The following is a 19,585-nucleotide window of genomic DNA, read 5'->3' on the forward strand; positions in this document are numbered from 1 at the left end:
AGGGCGGGGGAGAGGGGAGCGCCGGGCTGATCAGGGAACCCGAGTGACGGGACTCACCAGGCGGCGGGAAGTGATCGCTCACAGCAACTGGTGCGCGTCCTCACTGGTCGAGTCACGTGTCATGGCGAGTCGTGAGTTTAGTCGGCGCGCGTGCGCGATGCGGTACCGCTGTCACCGGTTCGGGTGTCGCCCGCCGGCGTCCTCGTCGTGGTGGTGCAGGACCCGGACGTGCTGGTCCGGGACGACTCTCGGCGGCGGGATCGATGGGAGCCGGCAACTCGCTGCCGGCCGGTGCGGTTCGCCCGAGGAACTGCCGATGTAGCTGTCGAGGCCGTCGATCCACACGTGCGTCAGGTCCGTCCGGGCAGTGCGGTGCGTGGTGACCTAGCGTCACTCTCGTATCACCGGACTCAGTGGTTTCACAAGGCTGTTGCGTGACGTAATCACGCTGCTACGTTCCGCTGCGTGCCTCGCTCCCGTTTCGTCTCCACACGAAAGTCCGCCTCGGCCACGTGCCGCGCGATCATGGGTGGCGGCCGCAGCCGCTGGCTCGCGCTCGCCCTCGCCGCCGGCTGCCTCGTGCCGGTGACGACCACCGTCACCGACGCCGCCGAACCAGTGCCCGCCGCTGACACCGCCGCACCGGCCCCGGCCCCTGCGCCGGTCCAGCCCGCCGAGGCGCCCGCCACGGCTGAGGCCACCACCGACAGCACGGCCACGCAGCCGGCCGGCAGCGCACGGGCCAGCGCCTCGGCAGCCGCCCGGGCCGACCGCCTGGCGGCCGAGGCATCCACCCCTGCTCCCGCCCCTGCCCCCGCCCCGGCACCTGCTCCGGCCCCCAAGCCCGCTCCGGCCGCCGCACCTGCTCCGGCGCCCGCACAGGTCGAGCAGGTCGCCGCATCGGCTTCCGCGCCTGCGGCCAGCGGCGCCGCGCTCAGCTGGGCGCCGCCCGCCGGCTACACCAACTTCCCCGTCACCAACGTGACGGCGACCGACTCGCTGACGACGGTGAGCGGTCGCGGCGGTGACGTGCTGATCAAGCTGCCCACCGACCGTGCGGTCGGCCCGATCACGATCGCGGACTGCCGCAACGCAGTCCTCATCGGCGGCAGCATCAAGGCGCTCCCCTCCTCCAAGGTCAACGGCCACGACCAGCGGGCCATCTACGTGCGCAACTGCACCGGCACCGTGCACATCGAGGGTGTGCACATCAACGGCGCCGTGAACGGTGCGCAGACCGATGGCATCGCCGCCAACGCGCCCAAGGCGATCCTGCAGATCCAGAACGTGCGGGTCGACGGCCTGCGCGGCATGAGCACCGGGAACCACGCCGACGTCTTCCAGCCCTGGGGCGGGCTGCGGGAGTACCGCATCGACCGGCTCACCGGCTCGTCGAACTTCCAGGGCCTGCACATCTTCGAGAACACCGGGCCGATCGGCGCCGGCACGATCCGGAACACCAACATCTTCGGGCACAACGACGCCCCGGTGGACAAGGGTGGCTATTACATCTGGACCGACTGCAACGACGACTACCCGGTGGCCCTGGACGGCGTCTACGTCGCACCCCGGCCCGGTCGTCCCTTCGGTCAGAGCGTCTGGCCCTCGGTGACCCACAAGCAGTGCGCGGCGACCGTCGCCAACGGTGTCGCGACCTGGCCGAAGGACAGCTCGATCACCGGCAGCGTGCGGGAGGGTCGCCCGTCCTCGGGTGACTTCGTCCCGGCCGGCTCGGTCGGCCAGAACTACAACTCGCCCGGCTACCGCTGACCTCTGGTCAGACCCCGCCCGTCGCGCTCAGCGACCGATCTCGTGCCGGCTACAGGCGGCACCGAGTGCCTCGTCCCCGGGACCCCGGGGGCGAGGCACTCGTCGTTGGGTGCACGGCCCGCCGGTCGTGCGCCCCAGATGAACTCCTGGTGAACGCTGTCGAGGCAGTCGACCCAACGCGTGCGGTAGGCCCATTCGTTCGGTGGGTGCACGGTCACTTGGAGTGGCGTCATATCACCGGACCGTGCGGTTCCACAAGTAGTGCGGTGTGACGTAATCACACTGCTACCTTGCCCCGCGTGCCTCGCTCCCGTTTCGTCTCCTCACAAAAGCCCGCCTCGGCCACGCGCCGCGCGATCACGGGTGGTGGCCGCAGCCGCTGGGTGGCGCTCGCCATCGCCGTCGGCTGCCTCGTGCCGGTGACGACGACCGTCACCGATGCCGCCGCGCCCCAGGCGTCCGCGCCTGGTGTGGCCCTCGCATCGCCGCAGCTCGAGCTGGCCGCCGCGACCAGCCGCCCCAAGCTCAGCTGGGCGCCGCCCGCCGGGTACGCCAACTACCCCGTCAAGAAGGTGACGGCGACGACGTCGATGACCACGGTCAGCGGTCGCGGCGGCGACGTGCTGATCAAGCTGCCCACCGACCGGGCGGTCGGCCCGATCATGATCGCGGACTGTCGCAACGCCGTCATCATCGGCGGCAGCATCCGGGCGCTGCCCTCGGCGAAGGTGAACGGCCACGACCAGCGGGCCATCTACGTGCGCAACTGCACCGGCACCGTGCACATCGAAGGCGTCAACATCGACGGCGCCGTGAGCGGCGCGCAGACCGACGGTATCGCCGCCAATGCGCCGAAGGCGATCCTGCAGATCCAGAACGTGCGGGTCAACGGCCTGCGCGGCGGCGCCCGCGGGAACCACTCCGACGTGTTCCAGCCCTGGGGTGGGTTGCGGGAGTACCGCATCGACCGGCTGACCGGCTCGTCGAACTTCCAGGGCCTGCACGTCTTCGAGAACACCGGCCCGATCGGCCGCGGCACGATCCGGAACACCAACATCGTCGGTACCAACGACGGCACGGTGGACAAGGGCGGCTATTACATCTGGACCGACTGCAACGACGACTACCCGCTGGCCCTGGACGGCGTCTACGTCTCTCCCCGACCCGGCCGGCCCTTCGGGCAAAGCGTGTGGCCGTCGGTGACCCACAAGCAGTGCGCGGCGAAGGTCGCCAACGGTGTCGCCACCTGGCCGAAGGACAGCTCGATCTCCGGCAGCGTGCGACAGGGGCGCCCGTCCTCGGGCGACTTCGTCCCGGCCGGCTCGGTGGGGCAGCGTTACACCTCGCCCGGCTACCGCTGAGGACCCGCAGCAAGTGCGTTGGGACAGGGGGATTCCGACTTCGGTGCGGCGTCCCAGGGGGACGTCGGGTAGGGCCCCGTCGCTCTGCCCGTTGGTCATCCAGAGGAGCTGTTGATGAATTTAGCCGCAGCGAAACGTCGTCCCGAAGAACCCGCGGATTCTGCTCAGCTCTACTGGAAGCCGTAACGCGGCGCTGACCCGGTAGCCGAGCACACGCAAGCCATGTGGCTCAAGCAGCTCATCACAAATGACGGGGGCACGGCCCGGGACGCGGTGACACGTCGGCCGAAGTGCGGGGCGCGGCCCGGACGGCCCACGACCCTGCTGATTTCCGTCCTCCGCCACCGCTGCGCCGACTGCGGGCGCGTGTGGGGCAGATATGCGCCAGGGCAGGCACCCACCCGGGGACATGTAGTCCCTTCTGGTCGTGAATGCAGGTCGAATTGCTGGACCGGAAGCATTGGGACACCCGAATGAGCTGGCGAACGGGATGTTCGAGTACCTCGAGGTCTGGCATAACCGACGACGCCGACACAGCGCCCTGAGATGGCTCACGCCGATAGAGATCGAAACAAAGAGACCTGACTCCACAGATCCCGGGTCACCCCAGCACCTCCACCAGACCCGAGGCGGTTAATCCTGGCTGGGCTGCTCCGCGCCCTCGCAGCTGGCGCGAGCACCGGACGGTGTCGGTTCCCCGGGGTGTCCGTCGCTTCGTGTGCGCTCGTCTTCGGCCTCAACGAACCCGCGTCGCTGCACAAGGTCGCTTGTGGGCGACTCATGATGGGGGCCACTCTTACGCAGCCAGTGATCGCTGTAGCTATCGCCGATCTCTTTCTTCTCGGCGCTGAGCAGGTGGGCACCGAAGCCCGGATGCCGGGCACAGCCGCCGCCGTGCTGTTCTCGCACGCGTGAGCGACCGTGGCAGGGCTGTTCCTCTCGGGGTTGAGCACGGTTCTCGGTGGAGCAGACGATTTCACCGGAACTTTGGGCGGACGCCACTCTTCCTTGTGGATCGCGCACGTTGGTGAGAGCGGACCCAGCACATTCGGCCTCCACGCGTGCCTCGTTTCGGGCTCGACGAGCGGCCAGGAAGGCATGCGTGAACAAGGCCAGTGCAAAACAGGTCTCCGGCCATTCGGCGAATCGCCAGTACACCTCGTTCTGATCGTCTTGGTAGAGCTCCCGAGTGAGTCGGAAGGCGAACAGCACCGCGAAGGTGGAGAAGAGTTCGGGCGTCGGGAGGGCCAGATGCGTGAAACGTCCACGGGGATGGCGTCGCGTCAGCCAGGAGCTAGCGCAGAGGCTCGCACCGAGCAGACCGATCACCAATTGGGCCCAGATGAAGGCCTGCTCTACTGGCACCCCACTGGCGATGTTGTGGAGATTCAGCTCATTCTGCCTGTTCGCGGACTCAAGCGAGGCGGGTGTCGTAATGTGGAGGACCCGTTGCCCCCACGAGATTTCCTCGCCGGCAACAAAGACAAGAGCTAGCCCGTAGGTCAGGAACAGTGCACTGGCCAGCTTGTCTGAGGATCTGTAGCGCCGTGCGGCGAGGAGGCCGTAGCCGGCTGCTGCGGCGAAGAGGAAGAACTGTAGCCACTCGAGGACCCGATCCTCCTTCACGAAGGCGTAGTACAGCGGCCGGTAGAGCGCGGCAGCCGTCAGCAGAACCGCAGCTCCGACCCACGGGCCGGAGAGCAACGCCCCAGCCCAGCGGCCCCCCAGTCCAACATCGTGCTCTCCGGGCCTCAAAGCCGGTTCAGTGAACCTGTCAGCCTCCATGTCTGTACCTCGACACCTGGACCCCGCGACTGCACCGCGTGACAGTGAAGGCGCACTGGGTGGCCGCGTCGGGCGGCGCATGGAAAGAGTGCGCGAACGTGGCCAAATATAAGTTGACCAAGGGTTCACCTCACTGACGACTGAAGGTGGCTATTCATACAAGATGAGGCTTGCTGAGCGCCACCGGATGCTCTTGCCGGCAGCCGCGCGGCACCGCTGCACCCAGTACCGCCCTCTCCTCTTTTCCACTGGGCGTTCGGTGGGGCGGTGAGAGGGCTGCGAGACACTCGCGGCGGCCCGGGGGCCGGACCGCAGCGCCCGCACCGGGTCTCGGGGGAAGCTGCAGCAGTCCCCTATGCGCAGGTGTTCGCCTGGCAGGCGACGGCCCACAGCAGCGATGCGCCCGGCGTGAGGAAGCACCCTCGGTCGGGGGTGTGCCGGCGGTCCGGCGTCATGGCAGGGTCGGGGCGTGACCTCGAGTGCTCGTGATCTGAGGGCCAACGCCGTCGTCGGTCAAGTCATGCCCGGCGCATGAGCGTCGCGTTCGTGGTGCTTGCGCACCGGGGGCCGCAGCAGGTCGCGCGGCTGGCCGGTCGCTTGACCGAGACCGGCGACACCGTCGTCGTGCACGTCGACCGCCGTCAGGACCATGAGCCCTTCCGTCAGGCCGTCCAGCAACTCAGGCGGGCGGATCAGGTGCACCTGATGCCGCATCGAGAGAGCGTGCCCTGCAAGTGGGGTGACTACAGCCTGGTCGACGCGACCCTGAGGTGCGTCCGGACCGCTCTCCAAGCCGCGCCCGCGGCGAGCCACGTGGTCCTGCTCAGCGGCCAGGACTATCCCCTGAGGTCCACGGCCGAGATCGACGAGTTCTTCTCCACGGCCGCCGGGCGCTCGTACCTGTTCTACGCGACCGAGCGGGGACCGGACGGGATGGACCGCACTGGCAACGCGCAGTGGTACTGGAACGGAAAGCTGGAGCGGCTGGCGCGCTTCCACATACGGGTCGGGGACCGGTTCCTGGCGCTCCCCAACAAGTTCGTCCCGTGGTGGCCGATGCGGCGGATGCCCTCGGGCCTGCGTCCCTGCCAGGGCTCCCAGTGGTTCGCGCTGCACCGTGACGCGGCGCAATACGTCCTGGACTACCTCGACAGCCACCCGCGCGCGGTCCGCTTCTTCCGGCACGTGCAGATCCCGGACGAGAACGCCGTGCACATGGTGATCGACGGATCACCGCACCGGTCGACTGTCGTCCAGGATGACCTGCACTGGATCGCCTGGGAGCGCGAACACCCGAGGGTGCTCCGGGCGGACGACCTTTCGGCCATGCTCGCAACCGGCAAGTTGTTCGCTCGCAAGTTCGACGACGGGCGGGCGCCCGAGGCGCTCGACCGGCTGGACGCGCTGCACGCCCGGCGGTGACGAACCGCTGGAGGTCGCAGGAGAATCGCCTCGTCGTCGCGCAGCCGTGGCACCACCCGGCCCGCACAGCCAGCGGCCGCGTCGCCCTGGGCCGGGACTACCTGTCAGGTGCCTCTAACGTCACACATGGCAGGGCCTACCGGACCCGCGCAGACCCGTGCCAGGCTGCCGCGGTGACGCGGGGGCAGACACAGCAGCGGGTGGAATGGGTCGACATCGCCAAGGGGGTGGCGATCCTTTTGGTGGTGGCCCACCACGCGGTCCTGTTCATGGATGGCTACCACTGGCTACCCGAGTCGGTGGTTCGCCTCAACGACACGCTGGCCACCTTTCGGATGCCCCTGTTCTTCCTGGCGTCCGGGTTATTCGCAGGAAGGACGCTGGCGGGCAGCTGGTCCCTGGTGTGGCGAAAGCGGGTGCTCTTCTTCGCCTACCTATACGTCCTGTGGGTGGTCATCCGATTCGTCTTCTTCGCGGTGGTGAACAACGTGACCGCCCCGGATGAGGGCAGCCACCCGGTTGACCTCTTGGCGGCGCTCGTGTTGCCCGAGACCGGCTTGTGGTTCATCTACGCACTGGCCGTCTTCTCCGCCGTCACGTGGGCGATCTGGCGGGTGCCGGTGTGGGTCCAGTTGGCGGGGGCGAGTGCGATGTCGGTGCTGGCGGCGGTCGGTGCCCTGCACCTGACGAACTACGCGTGGAACGCCATGGCGCTCTACCTGCTGTTCTTCCTGCTGGGTTGTCGATGCCGTGGTCCTATCGAGCGCGTCGCCAGCCGCCTGAGCACATTCCGTGTCTCGGTCGCCGTGGCCCTGTACCTCGCCGCCACAGTCGCAGTCAGTGCGTTTGATCTGCAGAGCGTGCCCGGCGTGTGGCTCGCCCTCTCCCTCCTTGCGGTTAGTGCTGGCGTAGCACTAGCCGTGGCGGTCTCGGGGCGTCTGGTGGGACGCCCTCTGCGTTACCTGGGGCAGCGCACCATCGACATCTACCTCCCACACGTCATGATCCTCGGTGGAATTACCGCACTGATCAGCGCGACCGTCGGCGACTTCACCGGGGCAGTGGCCGTAGCGCTGGTACCCGCTTTGATGATCGTGGTTACGGCTGTCTCCCTGCTATTGGCCAGCGGTCTTCGGGCCTCGGGCGCGAGATTCCTGTTCGCGTTGCCCCCCGCCTTGACGCCGAAGACAAAGGCACCCGCTGTGTAGCTGACGGCGAGGTGACGGTGTTCCATCTGCAAGATGCCGCCTAACGTCGGTGACGTCGAGCCGGCCTGACGCCACAGGCGCTGGTCGGAGGTGGGGACGATGCGTAGGGTCCGGTCGAGGGGCTGGCGGGCTATCAGGGGGTCTCTCGCATCGGGATGAGCGCCCCTGGCCAGCCCGATGCCGCCGCCGGTCTTGCTGCAGCAGACGTCATGGCAGCTGGAGCGCGAAGTGGGAACTCCGCCGAGCTAACGCAATCCTGAAGAGCGCGCCGGCTCCCTTCGCGGTGGGGCTCGCCTGCCCACAGCGGTGATCGTCGAGTTCATCGACGCCCACCCGGACGAGCGCGGGGTCAAGCCGGTCTGCGCTGAGCTGTAGATCGCCCCGAGCACCTACTGCGCTCATCACAGCCGGCCGCCCTCGGCGCGGTCGGTCACCGACGCGGCCACGGCCGCGGTGATTGAGCAGATGCACGGGGAGAACTTCGGCGTCTACGGCGCGCGGAAGGTCCACGCACAGCTGCGCCGCCAAGGCCACCCGGTGGCCCGCTGCACGGTGGAGCGACTGATGCGCGCCGCCGGGCTGCGGGGTCTGAGTCGGGCGAAGGGGCCACGGACCACGATCCAGGGATTGAGTCCTGACCTGCGCCCGGACCTGGTCGGACGCGCGTTCACCGCGACCTGCCCAAACCACCTGTGGGTCGCCGAAATCACCTACTGCCGGACGTTGACCGGCTGGGCCTACGCCGCCTTCGTCACCGACGTTTACTCCCGCCGGGTGATCGGCTGGCAGCTGCCGAAGTCACTGCGCACCGATCTCACCCTGGACGCCGTGGAAATGGGGATCTGGACCCGCCGGCGGGCCGGACCTCGGCGGGATGATCCACCACTCGGACAAGGGCGTCCAGGACGTCGCCGTGCGCCACAGCCCACGGCTCGCCAGAGCTGGCGCAGTCGCCTCGGTCGGGTCCACCGGGAACTCGTATGACAACGCCCTGGCCGAGGCGTTCAACTCGCTGTTCAAGGCCGAGCTGATCGTCAGTAAGGGCCCGTGGAAGGGCATCGAGGACCTCGATATTGCCACCGCCGAGCACATCGACTGGTTCAACCACCGACGCCTGCCCGGCGAGAACGCCCCGATCCCACCGGCCGAGCGTGAGGACAGCTGCTACCCGCACAACACCGCGACGACTACCGTCACCGCGTCCGTTCCGAGCCTCCACTGACCTCCGGGGCGGGGCAGGGCGCCTGGAATCTCACTCGCCACTGTCCTGGGCGTGCTGGCCGCGAGCTGCGAGCATGAGCGGGTGCAACCCACACCCCGTACGAGCAGTTCCGCGGCGCAGGCCGTTGAGGTCGTTGGATCGACAGAGCGAGAAGCCGGACACCAGGCTCGGGTGGTGTTGGCGGTCGGGTACGGGGTGCTGCTTGTCGTCCCCGCGGCCATCGCCATCGTCGGTCCATTGAAGTCCAACGGGTCGTTCGTCCGGTTGGTCGGGCTGCTGTCCTTCTTCCTCGTACTTGCTGCGGTCCTCCGCTGGAAGGAGACGCGCACCGTCCGACCCGCGGCCGCACTCCTGGTCGGCTACCTGGCCCTTCACCTGTTCAGCTGGGGGCTCTCCTTCCGTCACGGCGTGGGCGCCGGTGGGATTGCCACTCTCAATCGTGCGTTGTTGCTCACCACGTCGGCGGTGGGGTTGGCGCTGTTGTGCACGATGGTCGTGCGCTCGGTGCGCCAGGCGCACGTGCTGGCGGGACTGCTCGTCGGTGGTGCGGCCTTTTCGGCTGTGATCGGCATCCTGCAGGGACTCAATGTCATAGATCGACTGGCGCCATACTTCTTGACGCCGATCACCGCAGCCGTTGTCGAGAAGGGTGCCATCACCTCGCGGGGCGACTTGGCCAGAGTGTCGGGAACGGCGACGCACCCAATTGAGTACGCCGTGATCCTCGCAATGATGTTGCCTCTTGCGATTCACTTGCTGTTACACGCTCGGGTCCGCCGCTCGCGGTTGTGGGCGGGGGTTGGCTGCGGAACGATTCTCTTGGGCTTCCCCTTCGGCGTCTCCCGTGCTGGCCTGCTCACCCTCGTTGTCGCGCTCCTCGTCTACGGTGCCTACCTCCGTGGCAGCCAGCGTGTCGGTCTGCTGCTGGCGGTTGGGGTAGCGCTCACCTCGGCGATGGTGGTGGCGCCGGCGGTTGTGTCGACGTTCGCCCAGAGCATCATCGGCGCGGAGGAGGACAACAGCATCACCGGTCGGCTCGACGACTATCCGCTGCTCTTTGCCCGCTTCGAGCAGGCCCCCTGGTTGGGGGGCGCCCCGGTCGACGTGCGACAGATCGCGACGGTGACCGACAACCAGTGGCTGCTCACGCTCGTCGGCTCCGGGATCTTCGGGGTCGCGACCCTGGCGCTCCTGTTCGGGGGCGGGGTGCTGATGGCCATGTCTGCTGCCCGCCGGCCGGCCGTCACTCCCGCTGAGCGCAGCCTGCATGGCGCGATCGGGGCAGCCGTCGCCGGCGCTGCTCTAGCGGCTGGGACCTTCGACCTGCTCTCCTTCCAGCAGGTCACGTTCCTGATCTTCGCGCTGATCGCGCTGATCGGTGTGCGATCACACACAGGCCCCCACCTGACCTGATCGTTCGGCTCAGCGGCCTAGGGCATGTCTCTCAAGTGCGGGTCCAGGCAAGGATGGCGGCCAGAACGACGGCGCCGCGGTAGATGAGTGCGTGCTTGTCGTAGCGGGTGGCCAGTCCGCGTCACTGCTTGAGCAGGGCGAATGAGCCTTCGACGACGTTGCGCTTCTTGTAGAGCTCGCGGTCGTAGTTGACCGGCCGGCCGCCTCTGCTGCCGCGGTGGGCGCGGTGGCCCTGCTGGTCGCGGGGCTCGGGAATGACTGCGGTGATCCCGCGGGAGCGCAGGTGCGCTCGGATGGTTTTGGAGGAGTAGGCCCGGTCGGCCAGTAATGCAGTCGGTCGGGTCCGGGGTCGGCCTGGTCCCGGGCGAGCCACTCGGATGCCGGCCAGCAGCGGCAGGCAAGCCGGCGCGTCACCGGCCTGGCCGGCGCCGATCAGGATCGACAATGGCCGGCCGCGACCGTCGACGGCGTGGTGGACCTTGGTCGACAGGCCGCCGCGGGAGCGGCCGATGCCGTGGTCAGGCGGCTCGGTGCAGGGCCCGAGTATCTGTTTCATGTAGTTCGCCGATACCCCCGCGGAGATCTCAGCTCGCGGCAGATTGGTGGCGTGCTGGTGCGCGCGGTTGACCGTGGAGTCCACCGACACCGCCCACTCGACGTCACCGGCGGCGTCCGCGGAGGCGATGACTGCGGCCAGCACCTTGTCCCAGGTGCCATCCCGGGAGAACCGGGCGTGCCGCTTCCACACCGTCTGCCACGGCCCGAACCGCTCGGGAAGATCACGCCAGGCGACCCCGCACCGATAGCGGTGCACGATGCCCTCGACCACCTGCCGGTGATCCCGGTACGGCCTCGACCGCCCGGTCACCTGCGGCATCAACGGTTCGATCACCGCCCACTGCCCATCGCTCAGCTCAGCACGAGTGCCCACCCGTTCAAGATCCCGCACCGGACCCCGCCCACTTGGGGGGAGACACGCCCTAGGTGTACCCGGCCCCCTCAGAGAGTGCGGGTCCCGCCTCCAGCGTCTGGTGGCTCCGGCTGGTCACGGGCGGGCACCTCGGCGTAGGAGGGAAGCACGGACTCCAGCGGATGGTGTCGGCCGTACCCGTCGCTGCCCGGTTCGTCGTCGCTGCCCGCATCAGGGCCATCCAACGGCGTCGTGCGGGAGGGGAGGGGTGCCGTCTTCCGCTTGGTCGACCGTCGGCGACGGGCCAGGACGACCGAGTCGACCACGACGGACAGCAGAGTCGCGAGGAGAAGGCCAGCCAGCATCGTGCCCAGGACGAGCCGCGAACGGTCCGGATACTCGGCGAGCGGTGCCGTGGGCAGACGCGTCTGCTGAGCGGTGTAGAGCTGGTCCGTGGGTGACCCGGCGGCGACCTGGATAGCGGCAAGCACCTGAGGGCTCTGCTCAGCCGCAGCGGTCAGGGCGGCGATCGCCCCGGCGGAGGTGCTGGCTACGGCCTGCACGGTGAAGAACTGGCGCAGGTCCTGACCGCTGGCCGACACGGCGAGCGTGGCATCGCCGGCCTCCGGGGGCAGAACGATGCCCCCGGTGTTGATCTGGTCGGCAAGCAGAGCGGCGAGGACGGTGTTGGCGCTGATGCCGAAAGGATTGCCCAGGCTGGACTCGCCGGCATTCACCTCCCCCCGTACCCGCACCAGATCCTGGCTCGGCAGGACGGTCATCACGGTCGTCGACGTGTAGACGGGGCGGGCGTCCCGGTAGCTGCCCACCGCTACGACCGCCGCCAAGCCGGCCACTAACAGGAAGACGTACCAGCGCCGCAGGACGGCGGCGGCCACCGATGAGATGTCCAAGCGTGAGCTCCGATTCGGCTGAGAAGGTCGAGGCGAGGCCCCAGTGTGCCGGGACACGTCCCCACATCCCACTGTTCATGGCAAGGTCTTGGCTGTGACAGTCCCCTCCGTCCGGCCGAGTGCATCGGTCGTCATCCCGGCGCACAACGAGGCCGCTGTCATCGAGAGGTGTCTGTCCTCGCTCCTGGCTGGCGCGGAGCCCGGTGAGTGGGACGTGGTCGTCGCCGCCAACGGGTGCCTGGACGACACGGTAGCCCGGGTCGGCCGCTCGGCACCCATGGTCCGGTGCCTCGACCTGCCCGCGGCTGGCAAGGTGGGCGCGCTGCGAGCAGCGGACGAGGCGCTCGTGGTCTTCCCCCGCATCTACCTCGACGCCGACGTGGTGCTGTCGACCGAGGCCGCCCGAGCCCTCCGCGACGGCCTGGCCAGCGAGGAGCCACGGACGGCGGCGCCGGCGATGCACCTGGACCTGACCGGCTGCTCCCGGCCGGCACGGGCCTACTATCGGGTCTGGCAGGGCCTGCCCGTGTTCGGTCCCGGCTACGTGGGGTCGGGTGTCTATGCCGTCAATGAGGCCGGTCACCGCCGGCTCGCGCCGTGGCCCTCGGTCGTCAACGACGACGAGTACGTGCGACGCACCTTCCTGCCCACCGAACGGCTGACCACCGACGGACACTTCATCGTCGCGCCGGCTCGTACCGTCCGCGCGCTCCTGCGTCGGGGACGACGAACCCGGTCCGGCGGTCACGGGCTCGACTCCCAACTGCCCCAGCTCGAGGGGAGTTCCGGCGGCGCGTCCCTCCGCTACGTCACCGGCCTGCTGAAGGACCCGCGGCAGTGGGGCGACGTCGCCATGTTCCTGTTCGTCACCATCGCGGCTCGGTCGTGGGCGAAGACGGGGCGCCGCTCCGCCATTGGCTGGGGCCGCGACGACTCCTCCCGAAAGGCGGACCCGACTCGTGCCTGAGCTCGCAGCCAGCATCGTCATCGTGACGTACAACGCCCCGGACAAGGTTCGGGAGTGTCTGGAGGCGTTGACCGGCGAGCGTGCTCCCAAGGTGTCGCACGAGGTGGTGGCCCTTGACAACGCATCGAGCCCCTCGCTGGTGCCCCTCCTGCGTGAGTACCTGCCGGCGGAGCAGGTGGTCGATGTGGGCGACAACGTGGGCTTCGGGCGGGGTTGCAACCTCGGCGCCGCGCGGGCCAAGGGGCGGTACATCGTCCTCGTGAACCCCGACGCCGTGCTGGAGTCCGGGGCGATCGACGCCCTCGTCCGTGCCGCCGACGCCGAGCCGAGGTGCGGGGTCGTGGGCGGCCGGACGATCGACCCTGAAGGGCGGACCGACCCGAAGTCGTGCTGGGCGGCCCCCTCGGTGTGGAGCTACTTCTGCTTCGCGACCCTGCTGAGCACCGTGTTCGCCGGCAACCGGTACCTTGACCCAGAGTCGCTGGGTGACTGGCGCCGCGACTCGGTGCGGGACGTGCCGGTGATCACCGGCTGCCTCATGGCCGTGCCGCGCGACCTCTGGAACGAGCTCGGTGGTTTCGACCCCAACTTCTTCATGTACGCCGAGGACGCCGACCTCTGCCTGCGGGTGCTCCGAGCTGGCCGCCGCGTGTGGTTCGAACCTTGCAGCGTCGCGACGCACGTGTGGGGCTCGTCATCGGCGTCCTCGGGCGCCAAGACCACGCTCCTGCTGGCGGGCCGGATGACCTACATCCGTAAGAACTTCGCAGGCTGGCGGCGGCCGGTGGCGCGGCAGTTGCTCGTCGGCGGGGTTGCGCTGCGGGCCACCCTCGACTGGGCCAGGCGTCGGCCGCAGACCGGCTGGGCCGTCGCCTGGGGCCGGCGTGCCGAGTGGGCCGACGGCTTTCCGCCGGTCGAGGGTGCGGCTCTCATCCCGCAGCCCTGAGCTGGCTCGCCGACGGAGGGGCCGCCGGGCGGCTGGCAAGCAGCTCCTGGGCCAGCTCTGCCGCCTCCGTGACGGTCGGCGCGGTGTGCACGGTGCTGAACCGATGGGTATAGCTGTCGTACAGGGCGGTGACCTTGCCGTAGGAGTTGTCCAGCATCACGTGAGGGATACCGAGCAGGACGCACATGACGTGGGCGTGGAGACGGTCGGTGATGACCACCCTGCCGGCGGCCAGGATGCGCCCCGCGGCACGGACGTTCATCGATGCGCGCGCCGCATAGGAGAGCTGCAGCGCAGGGCTCACCCCGCGGCGCACGCGAGAACCACCGCGGTAGTAGAGCGCGCCGGGCACCCCGGTGAGCTGCCACATCACCTGGTGCGCGCGCGTCAGGTGCCAGTCGGTAACGGTGGAGGAAGGCATCAGCGGCGTCGCCTTCATGTCGAAGGACGACTCCCGGTCGTCGCGCGCGAGAACCACCAGATCCGTCGTGGGCTCGGGCAGCCGGGCGCGGATGTCGGTGCCCAGCGCCATGTCGGGGCAGAGGACGACTTTAAGGTCGGGCAGCTGCTCCTGCGCCCGGGCCAGTGACTCGTCGTCCCGAACGAGCAGCGTGTAATCGGGGTGCCGCCCCATCACCGCGTTGCAGCGCGCCGCGGCGGCCGGGTCGCCGAACCAAACGCTTTGGGAGAGCTGGACGATAGGCCGTTCCGGGAATCGTTCGACCACCCGCTCGCGGAAGGCCTGGTATCCCGGCCACAAGTCGCCGTAGTTCCCGCCGCCTTGCATCAGGATCGGCATCGTGCTCGGCTGGGCGGCGAGCACGTCGAAGTCACAGCGCCACATGTCGCTGCGGTACACGATGTCGGTGCCGATGCCCCGTAGAAGGTCGACGGTGCCACGCCAGATGAGCGAGTCGCCGAAGTTGACGTGGTTGGGGAAGTCGATGAGAGATACCCGGTCCAGGCACTGGCCGACGGTCGACTGGAGTGTGGTGATCGTCTGCGCACGCAGGTCTCGCAGGACCTGGCTGTCTGCGTCGGTCATGCCGCTGGGTATCCGGTGTCGCATGATGAACTCTCCTCGGGCTCAGTTGAGATGGTCGTCGACGCGCGGGGGTGTTCCGGCGGCGTGGCTCGTGCTCAGGCTCCGGAGAGAGCTGACCGCGCGAGCGTAGCCAGCTGCGCAGCCTGCGTCGCCGTGCTGTAGCCCGTGAGGACCGTCGTTCGTCCGGCCTCGCCCTGTCCGTCTGCTGTCTCTCGATCGGACAGCAGGGCGAGGCACGCCGATGCCGCAGCCTCGACGTCGCCTGGGGGGACGAGTTCGACGCCGCCGTCGGCCGGGGCGTAGGTCTGCATGCCGGGGGTGGCCGTGATGACGGCCGGTCGCCCGAGTGCTGTGCTCTCCAGCGCGGCGGTCATGCCCGAGGCGTGCAGGTTCGGCCTCGTGACGACGAGGCTGAGGCTCGCGCTGGCGACGAGGGCGCGCAGCTCGACGTGTGGGAGGCGGGGGATGACCGTGACGCCGGGGGCATTCCCGACCAGCGTCGGCGACACCGTCTCCGAGACGATGGTCAGCCGGCTGCTCGACCGTCGTTCCCGGATCCTCCGAAATGCGTCGAGCACGCCAGCGAAGTCCCGGTCCCGGTCGTTGCCGATGCTCACTACGAGGTCTCGGTCGACCTCGGTGTCCGGGGGAGCGGTGAAGAAGTCCGTGTCCACACCGAAGGTGATCGGGGTGGTCCGACGCGGATCGAGCCGGTAGCGCGTGGTCAAAGGGTTCACCTGCGCCGAGCTCAGGACGAAGACCTGGGCGGCGCGGCGGAGCCCACGCCCGATCGCCTGCTCCACCACCGGCCAACGCGGTCGGTCGGTGACCCAGATGACCCCGGTGACCGCCGGGACTTCAACGCCCAGAGCGGCTGGCACCCCGGAGCGCTCGTCCCACGCGAGCAACACGTTCGCAGTCGGCGCCCGCCGCGCCCGGCCGGCCCAGTCGATCCCGTCACCCGCTTTGCGCAGCCCCGCGCGCAGAAGGGGCGGGGTGGTCGAGGGCGCGGTCGTCACGACAGGGAGACCGTGCTCCCGAAGCCGGTCGAGGCCGTAGGGCAGGACGTCGGGCACCTCGCCGCGCGCGTGCCGACGGGTCCAAGACTCCGTGTCGACGTAGGGCCCGTAGAGCAGTTGAACGGTCACCGGGTCAAGTCCATGCGTTCTTCCCCGTGACGATCCGGCGGACTCGCCGGCGCGCGTGGATGAGCTTGCGCCGCCAGCCGATGTACTGCCGCAGGTCGAGTGAGGCGCCCTGCACGGCGAGGGCGTCGTTCTTGGTCTGTGCGAGCCAGTCGGCGAGCGTGGTGGCGCGGGTGTGCTGAGCGGACAGCGGCAGGGATGCCTGGTAGGAGGCCTCGTCGGTGAAGTCGGTGAGCGGGTGCCGAGGGTCGTCCAGGTGCTCCTCGCGCACCAAAGGCATGGGCCAGCCGTTCACGTAGCCCTTCTGCGCCGCCCGAAGGCACCACGCTGGGAAGCTCTGCCCCGGCTCCAAGGCCCCGAGTTCCGCGACCAGCGAGCGCCGGAACATGTGACCGCTGCCCTGAACCCAGTGATTCCGCAGGATGCGGACACCGTGCAGCTCGGTGATCTTTCGAGTCGCCAGGGCCTCATCCCAGTCCTCCGCGGGGAACCGCCAACTGCCCAGCACCCCGAAGCCCGCCCACGCGCGGTGCGCGGCCATCAGGTGCTCGACCCAACCCGACTCCATCAGCGAGTCGTCGTCGACCTTGGAGAGAAATTCGCCCCCCGCCTCGGTCCAGAGCCAATTGAGTGCCTGCCGAAGCCCGACGTTCTCGGGCGAGTGGTGGAACCTGTGGAAGCGGGGATGGTCGCGGTGCTGCTCGATCACGCGAAGTACGTCGCGGTCGGGCCCGTTGTGCCATACCCAGACGCGACTGCCTGGGGGGCACGTCTCCAGCAGCCGGGGCAGGGTGAGATTGGTGTAGCGCGCACGGTTGTGCGTCACCAGCATGACGTCGAGTCCTGCAGCCGTCGCATGAGCTGGGTCACCGCGGTGGGTCGACAACTGCTTCCTTTCCCGTTTCCAGCATGGTGTTCCCCTCGCCGATGGCCACCGTCATTGGTGCGACGATCGGTCCGTACCGGCTTCCCGATCCGAACGAGTTGCCTTGAATCGTGAAGTCCTCTGCCGTGATCGAGCCGCTGATGTTGAGTGCGTAGTTCCCGCCGTCCAAGAAATTGTCCTCGATGGTTACATCGCTGCTCACTCGAGTGCCGGTCTCGCTGCCCAACTGGATCGCCGCGTTGCCCAGGTCTCCGGTCTCCGTGTTCGTTGGATCGAGCGTGTTGCCGCGGATCACCACGTTGTCGGCTGAAATTCCTTGGACGGCGTCAGGGTGTAGATCACCGATCCGAGTCATGTCGTGCACCCAGCTGTCTTCGATCAGAATGTTGGACCCAAGTCGCACACCGTCGTTGAAGTGGTGAATGTTCACCCGACTGAGAGTCACTCCGGACACGTCCACCCCGATGTCGACTATCCCGCCTCCATCGAGCTCGCTGTCCTCAATGACGAGGCCCTCGTAGCCCGCTGCCCCGGGGGCTCCTACGACGGCGCGGTCCGTCCCAGGGCGCTGGCACCTGATCACGCTGTTCCTGATGGTGACGCGCGGGGCGGAGACCGTGACGCAGCCACGCACCAACACACCCTCGACCACTTCGTCGGGTGTGTTGAGCGCCAGATCGCCGGTCGGCATGAGTTGGATGCCAGACGGGACTCCTGTGCTGCCTGGGCCCGGGCGGTCCGTGGGGCCAGTAGTAGGCGTCGTCTCCGCGATCTTGATCTGCTGTTGCGGGCGGGTGCTCGTGTCCCCGCATCCCGTCAACAGCGCTCCACCTGTCAACAACGTCATGCTGACACCCACAAGGCGCCGTCCGGAGATGCGTCCACCGGCCACGGCACCACCCTTGCACACGGACCTTGCACCCGGTAGCGCGCTAGCAAGCAGCATGTGCGGCCCTCGTCACGTCTTTGCGCACGAGTGGGTGTTTCTCTCGGCGCCTCGATAGGGAAGGCTCGCCACGTGGACAGCGACCGATCGACGGAAGACGCGGAGGGGAAGCCAGCCCTGCGCAGGCTCTTTGCAAGTGCCGTATCCCGCGAGTCCGCACCAGGCTCGTGGCCGTTCGCGACCACGGCGTCGAATTTTGACGAGAAAGTTCCGCGCCGCCCGCCCATCAGTGGGGTCCCGTCTGCGCCGGCACTCCCGGCGTGACTCACGACCGCGGGTCGGGTGACCGGTCGGTCAGCTTCGCGGCCGACCAATCTCGCATCGATGTCCTGCTCGCCATGGTCTCGGACACGTGGTCGGACGCCGTGCGTCGGGGGTTTTACTCAACGGCTGATCAGACCATCAAGAGCATCGAGGCGGCCGGTCCGATCCGGCGCTTGCTGGTGGCCGATCACCCCCGGGGGCTCAAGTCCCAGGTTTATCGGCGTCTGAAAGGAGATCGGCCTGCACCAGCGTCGGGAAAAATCCGAGGTGTACGGCCGGCCTGCCTTCACTCGGGTACACCCACAGAAATCCGCTCCCTCGAGCGGCGTTATCGGTGGTACGACCGGCAGCTCGCGATCGCGTCGGCGCGTCATCGACTGCACGCCCCCGTGACTGTCACCTTCAACCTCTGGCATGCCGCTCTGGTCGAGCGTTCCGATCCGTCTAAAACGGTCTTCTATGCACAGGACGACGAATCCGCCATCCCGTCCCATGCGCCCGTCAGGCAACAGACCCTAGAGGCATATCGGCGCATTGCCGCGAGCGGTATGACAGTGATCGCAGTTTCCCAGACCTTGCTTGACAGGATTGCGCCAACCGGGCCGGGAATCGTGATACCGAATGGCGTTGACCCCGACCTGTGGCTCGGTGAGCGCCGACTTCAGGTAGAGACATCAACCTCTGGTAAGACCGTCTTTTACGCTGGGACGGTCGACGCACGCCTGGACGTCGACGCAGTGACCGCCCTGGCAACTGCCGGCTACTACGTGGACGTCGCCGGCCCGGTTCGCGACGAACGCGTGCGCGCCAGCCTCGTCGGCCTGCCGCGTGTGCAGCTGTTGGGTCCGCGAGGTCGATCGGAGATCGTCGCGAGAGCCCAGAATGCTGGTGTGTGCCTGATGGCTCATCGCAGTACCGAGTTGACGCAGGCTATGTCGCCGCTCAAGGTCTTTGAGTATTTGGCGTCGGGAACGCCCGTGGTGGCCACCCGACTGCCGGGGTCGACACTAGACAGTCAACGGGTCACTTGGGTCGAACCAGGGGGTGACTACGTCACCGCGGTACAGGCTGCAATGAAGGTCGAGCGGTTGAGCGATGCCGATCGCAGCAGTCTCGTTCAGCAGCTCTCCTGGCGGTCCCGACACGAAATCTTGATCCGCCTACTCGTGGAACGGTCAGCCTGAGGCGCCGGGACGCTGGGCGTCCAGCTGGCTGATCTAGTGCCGGGGCAGGCAACCTCCGCCCCCATGGTGGTCCCGGTTCGACGATGACCTTGCGGGCATCCGATCGGTGACGTGCCGGTTTGAAGTGACCCCCGTCGGCTGAACACCTCCAGACTTGGCATCAGCCAAGGAGGGAGGGCCCGAGTGGGCCGACGGAG

At 68.3% G+C, this 19,585-nt stretch carries 16 protein-coding genes, 2 pseudogenes and 1 other annotated feature; of the genes and pseudogenes, 11 read left to right on the forward strand and 7 right to left on the reverse strand.

Features of this window, described 5'->3' with window-relative positions; genetic code table 11:
- Window positions 1-465: 465 nt before the first annotated feature.
- From O2W16_RS14585 to O2W16_RS21700, 3 genes and pseudogenes are all read left to right on the forward strand, one after another.
- Entirely contained in the window at window positions 466-1,770 is a 1,305-nt protein-coding gene (locus tag O2W16_RS14585; protein ID WP_269159538.1) for a hypothetical protein, read from the forward strand.
- Between the two features lie 299 nt (window positions 1,771-2,069).
- The gene (locus O2W16_RS14590) at window positions 2,070-3,131 is read left to right on the forward strand and encodes a hypothetical protein (protein WP_269159539.1); all 1,062 of its coding nucleotides are present in this window, start codon (window positions 2,070-2,072) and stop codon (window positions 3,129-3,131) included.
- Between the two features lie 431 nt (window positions 3,132-3,562).
- A pseudogene (locus O2W16_RS21700) lies at window positions 3,563-3,768 on the forward strand (IS3 family transposase); the annotation flags it as partial.
- Here the strand turns inward: O2W16_RS21700 and O2W16_RS14595 are convergent.
- Window positions 3,765-4,835: a hypothetical protein gene (locus tag O2W16_RS14595; protein ID WP_269159540.1), complete on the reverse strand. Its 1,071-nt coding sequence runs from the start codon at window positions 4,833-4,835 to the stop codon at window positions 3,765-3,767. The pseudogene O2W16_RS21700 and the gene O2W16_RS14595 sit on opposite strands and share 4 nt — an antisense overlap.
- 612 nt (window positions 4,836-5,447) lie before the next feature.
- Here O2W16_RS14595 and O2W16_RS14600 point away from each other — a divergent pair.
- The 5 genes from O2W16_RS14600 (at window position 5,448) to O2W16_RS14615 (ending at window position 10,181) form a co-directional block, all read left to right on the forward strand.
- The gene (locus O2W16_RS14600; protein WP_269159541.1) at window positions 5,448-6,338 is read left to right on the forward strand and encodes a beta-1,6-N-acetylglucosaminyltransferase; all 891 of its coding nucleotides are present in this window, start codon (window positions 5,448-5,450) and stop codon (window positions 6,336-6,338) included.
- A 173-nt stretch (window positions 6,339-6,511) separates the two neighbouring features.
- The gene (locus tag O2W16_RS14605) at window positions 6,512-7,546 is read left to right on the forward strand and encodes an acyltransferase family protein (RefSeq protein WP_269159542.1); all 1,035 of its coding nucleotides are present in this window, start codon (window positions 6,512-6,514) and stop codon (window positions 7,544-7,546) included.
- Between the two features lie 270 nt (window positions 7,547-7,816).
- Window positions 7,817-7,930, forward strand: a sequence feature (AL1L pseudoknot).
- Between the two features lie 69 nt (window positions 7,931-7,999).
- Window positions 8,000-8,530, forward strand: a complete 531-nt coding sequence (locus O2W16_RS21705) for an IS3 family transposase (RefSeq protein ID WP_442928917.1) — start codon at window positions 8,000-8,002, stop codon at window positions 8,528-8,530.
- Window positions 8,421-8,768, forward strand: a complete 348-nt coding sequence (locus O2W16_RS14610) for an integrase core domain-containing protein (protein WP_269159543.1) — start codon at window positions 8,421-8,423, stop codon at window positions 8,766-8,768. Before O2W16_RS21705 ends, O2W16_RS14610 begins: the two co-directional genes overlap by 110 nt.
- 174 nt (window positions 8,769-8,942) lie before the next feature.
- On the forward strand, window positions 8,943-10,181 hold the full coding sequence (locus O2W16_RS14615) for an O-antigen ligase family protein (protein ID WP_269159544.1): 1,239 nt from the start codon (window positions 8,943-8,945) through the stop codon (window positions 10,179-10,181).
- A 31-nt stretch (window positions 10,182-10,212) separates the two neighbouring features.
- Here O2W16_RS14615 and O2W16_RS14620 read toward each other — a convergent pair.
- Together O2W16_RS14620 and O2W16_RS14625 are read right to left on the reverse strand one after the other, a co-directional pair.
- Window positions 10,213-11,130 (reverse strand): annotated as a pseudogene (locus O2W16_RS14620) (IS5 family transposase).
- A gap of 50 nt (window positions 11,131-11,180) precedes the next feature.
- Window positions 11,181-12,005, reverse strand: coding sequence for a hypothetical protein (locus O2W16_RS14625; RefSeq protein ID WP_269159545.1), 825 nt, complete (start codon window positions 12,003-12,005; stop codon window positions 11,181-11,183).
- A 94-nt stretch (window positions 12,006-12,099) separates the two neighbouring features.
- Between O2W16_RS14625 and O2W16_RS14630 the strand changes: the two genes are divergently transcribed.
- Entirely contained in the window at window positions 12,100-12,972 is an 873-nt protein-coding gene (locus O2W16_RS14630; protein WP_269159546.1) for a glycosyltransferase, read from the forward strand.
- Window positions 12,965-13,918, forward strand: a complete 954-nt coding sequence (locus tag O2W16_RS14635) for a glycosyltransferase family 2 protein (RefSeq protein WP_269159547.1) — start codon at window positions 12,965-12,967, stop codon at window positions 13,916-13,918. Before O2W16_RS14630 ends, O2W16_RS14635 begins: the two co-directional genes overlap by 8 nt.
- On the opposite strand, the gene O2W16_RS14640 is transcribed toward O2W16_RS14635, so the two are convergent.
- The 4 genes from O2W16_RS14640 to O2W16_RS14655 form a co-directional block, all read right to left on the reverse strand.
- A complete protein-coding gene (locus tag O2W16_RS14640) occupies window positions 13,902-14,963 on the reverse strand; it encodes a polysaccharide pyruvyl transferase family protein (protein WP_269159548.1) in 1,062 nt (353 codons plus the stop codon). The two genes, O2W16_RS14635 and O2W16_RS14640, sit on opposite strands and share 17 nt — an antisense overlap.
- Before the next feature lie 95 nt (window positions 14,964-15,058).
- Window positions 15,059-16,039: a glycosyltransferase gene (locus O2W16_RS14645; protein WP_269159549.1), complete on the reverse strand. Its 981-nt coding sequence runs from the start codon at window positions 16,037-16,039 to the stop codon at window positions 15,059-15,061.
- Window positions 16,040-16,115: 76 nt separating this feature from the next.
- Entirely contained in the window at window positions 16,116-16,940 is an 825-nt protein-coding gene (locus tag O2W16_RS14650; RefSeq protein ID WP_269159550.1) for a glycosyltransferase, read from the reverse strand.
- A 34-nt stretch (window positions 16,941-16,974) separates the two neighbouring features.
- Complete coding sequence (locus O2W16_RS14655) at window positions 16,975-17,685, reverse strand: hypothetical protein (protein ID WP_269159551.1); 711 nt, start codon at window positions 17,683-17,685, stop codon at window positions 16,975-16,977.
- Between the two features lie 515 nt (window positions 17,686-18,200).
- On the opposite strand from O2W16_RS14655, the gene O2W16_RS14660 reads away from it, so the two are divergent.
- Window positions 18,201-19,388, forward strand: coding sequence for a glycosyltransferase (locus tag O2W16_RS14660; protein ID WP_269159552.1), 1,188 nt, complete (start codon window positions 18,201-18,203; stop codon window positions 19,386-19,388).
- The last annotated feature ends 197 nt before the right edge of the window (window positions 19,389-19,585 follow it).

Origin of the sequence: Modestobacter sp. VKM Ac-2984 (assembly GCF_026967985.1) — a bacterium.
Classification (GTDB): domain Bacteria; phylum Actinomycetota; class Actinomycetes; order Mycobacteriales; family Geodermatophilaceae; genus Modestobacter.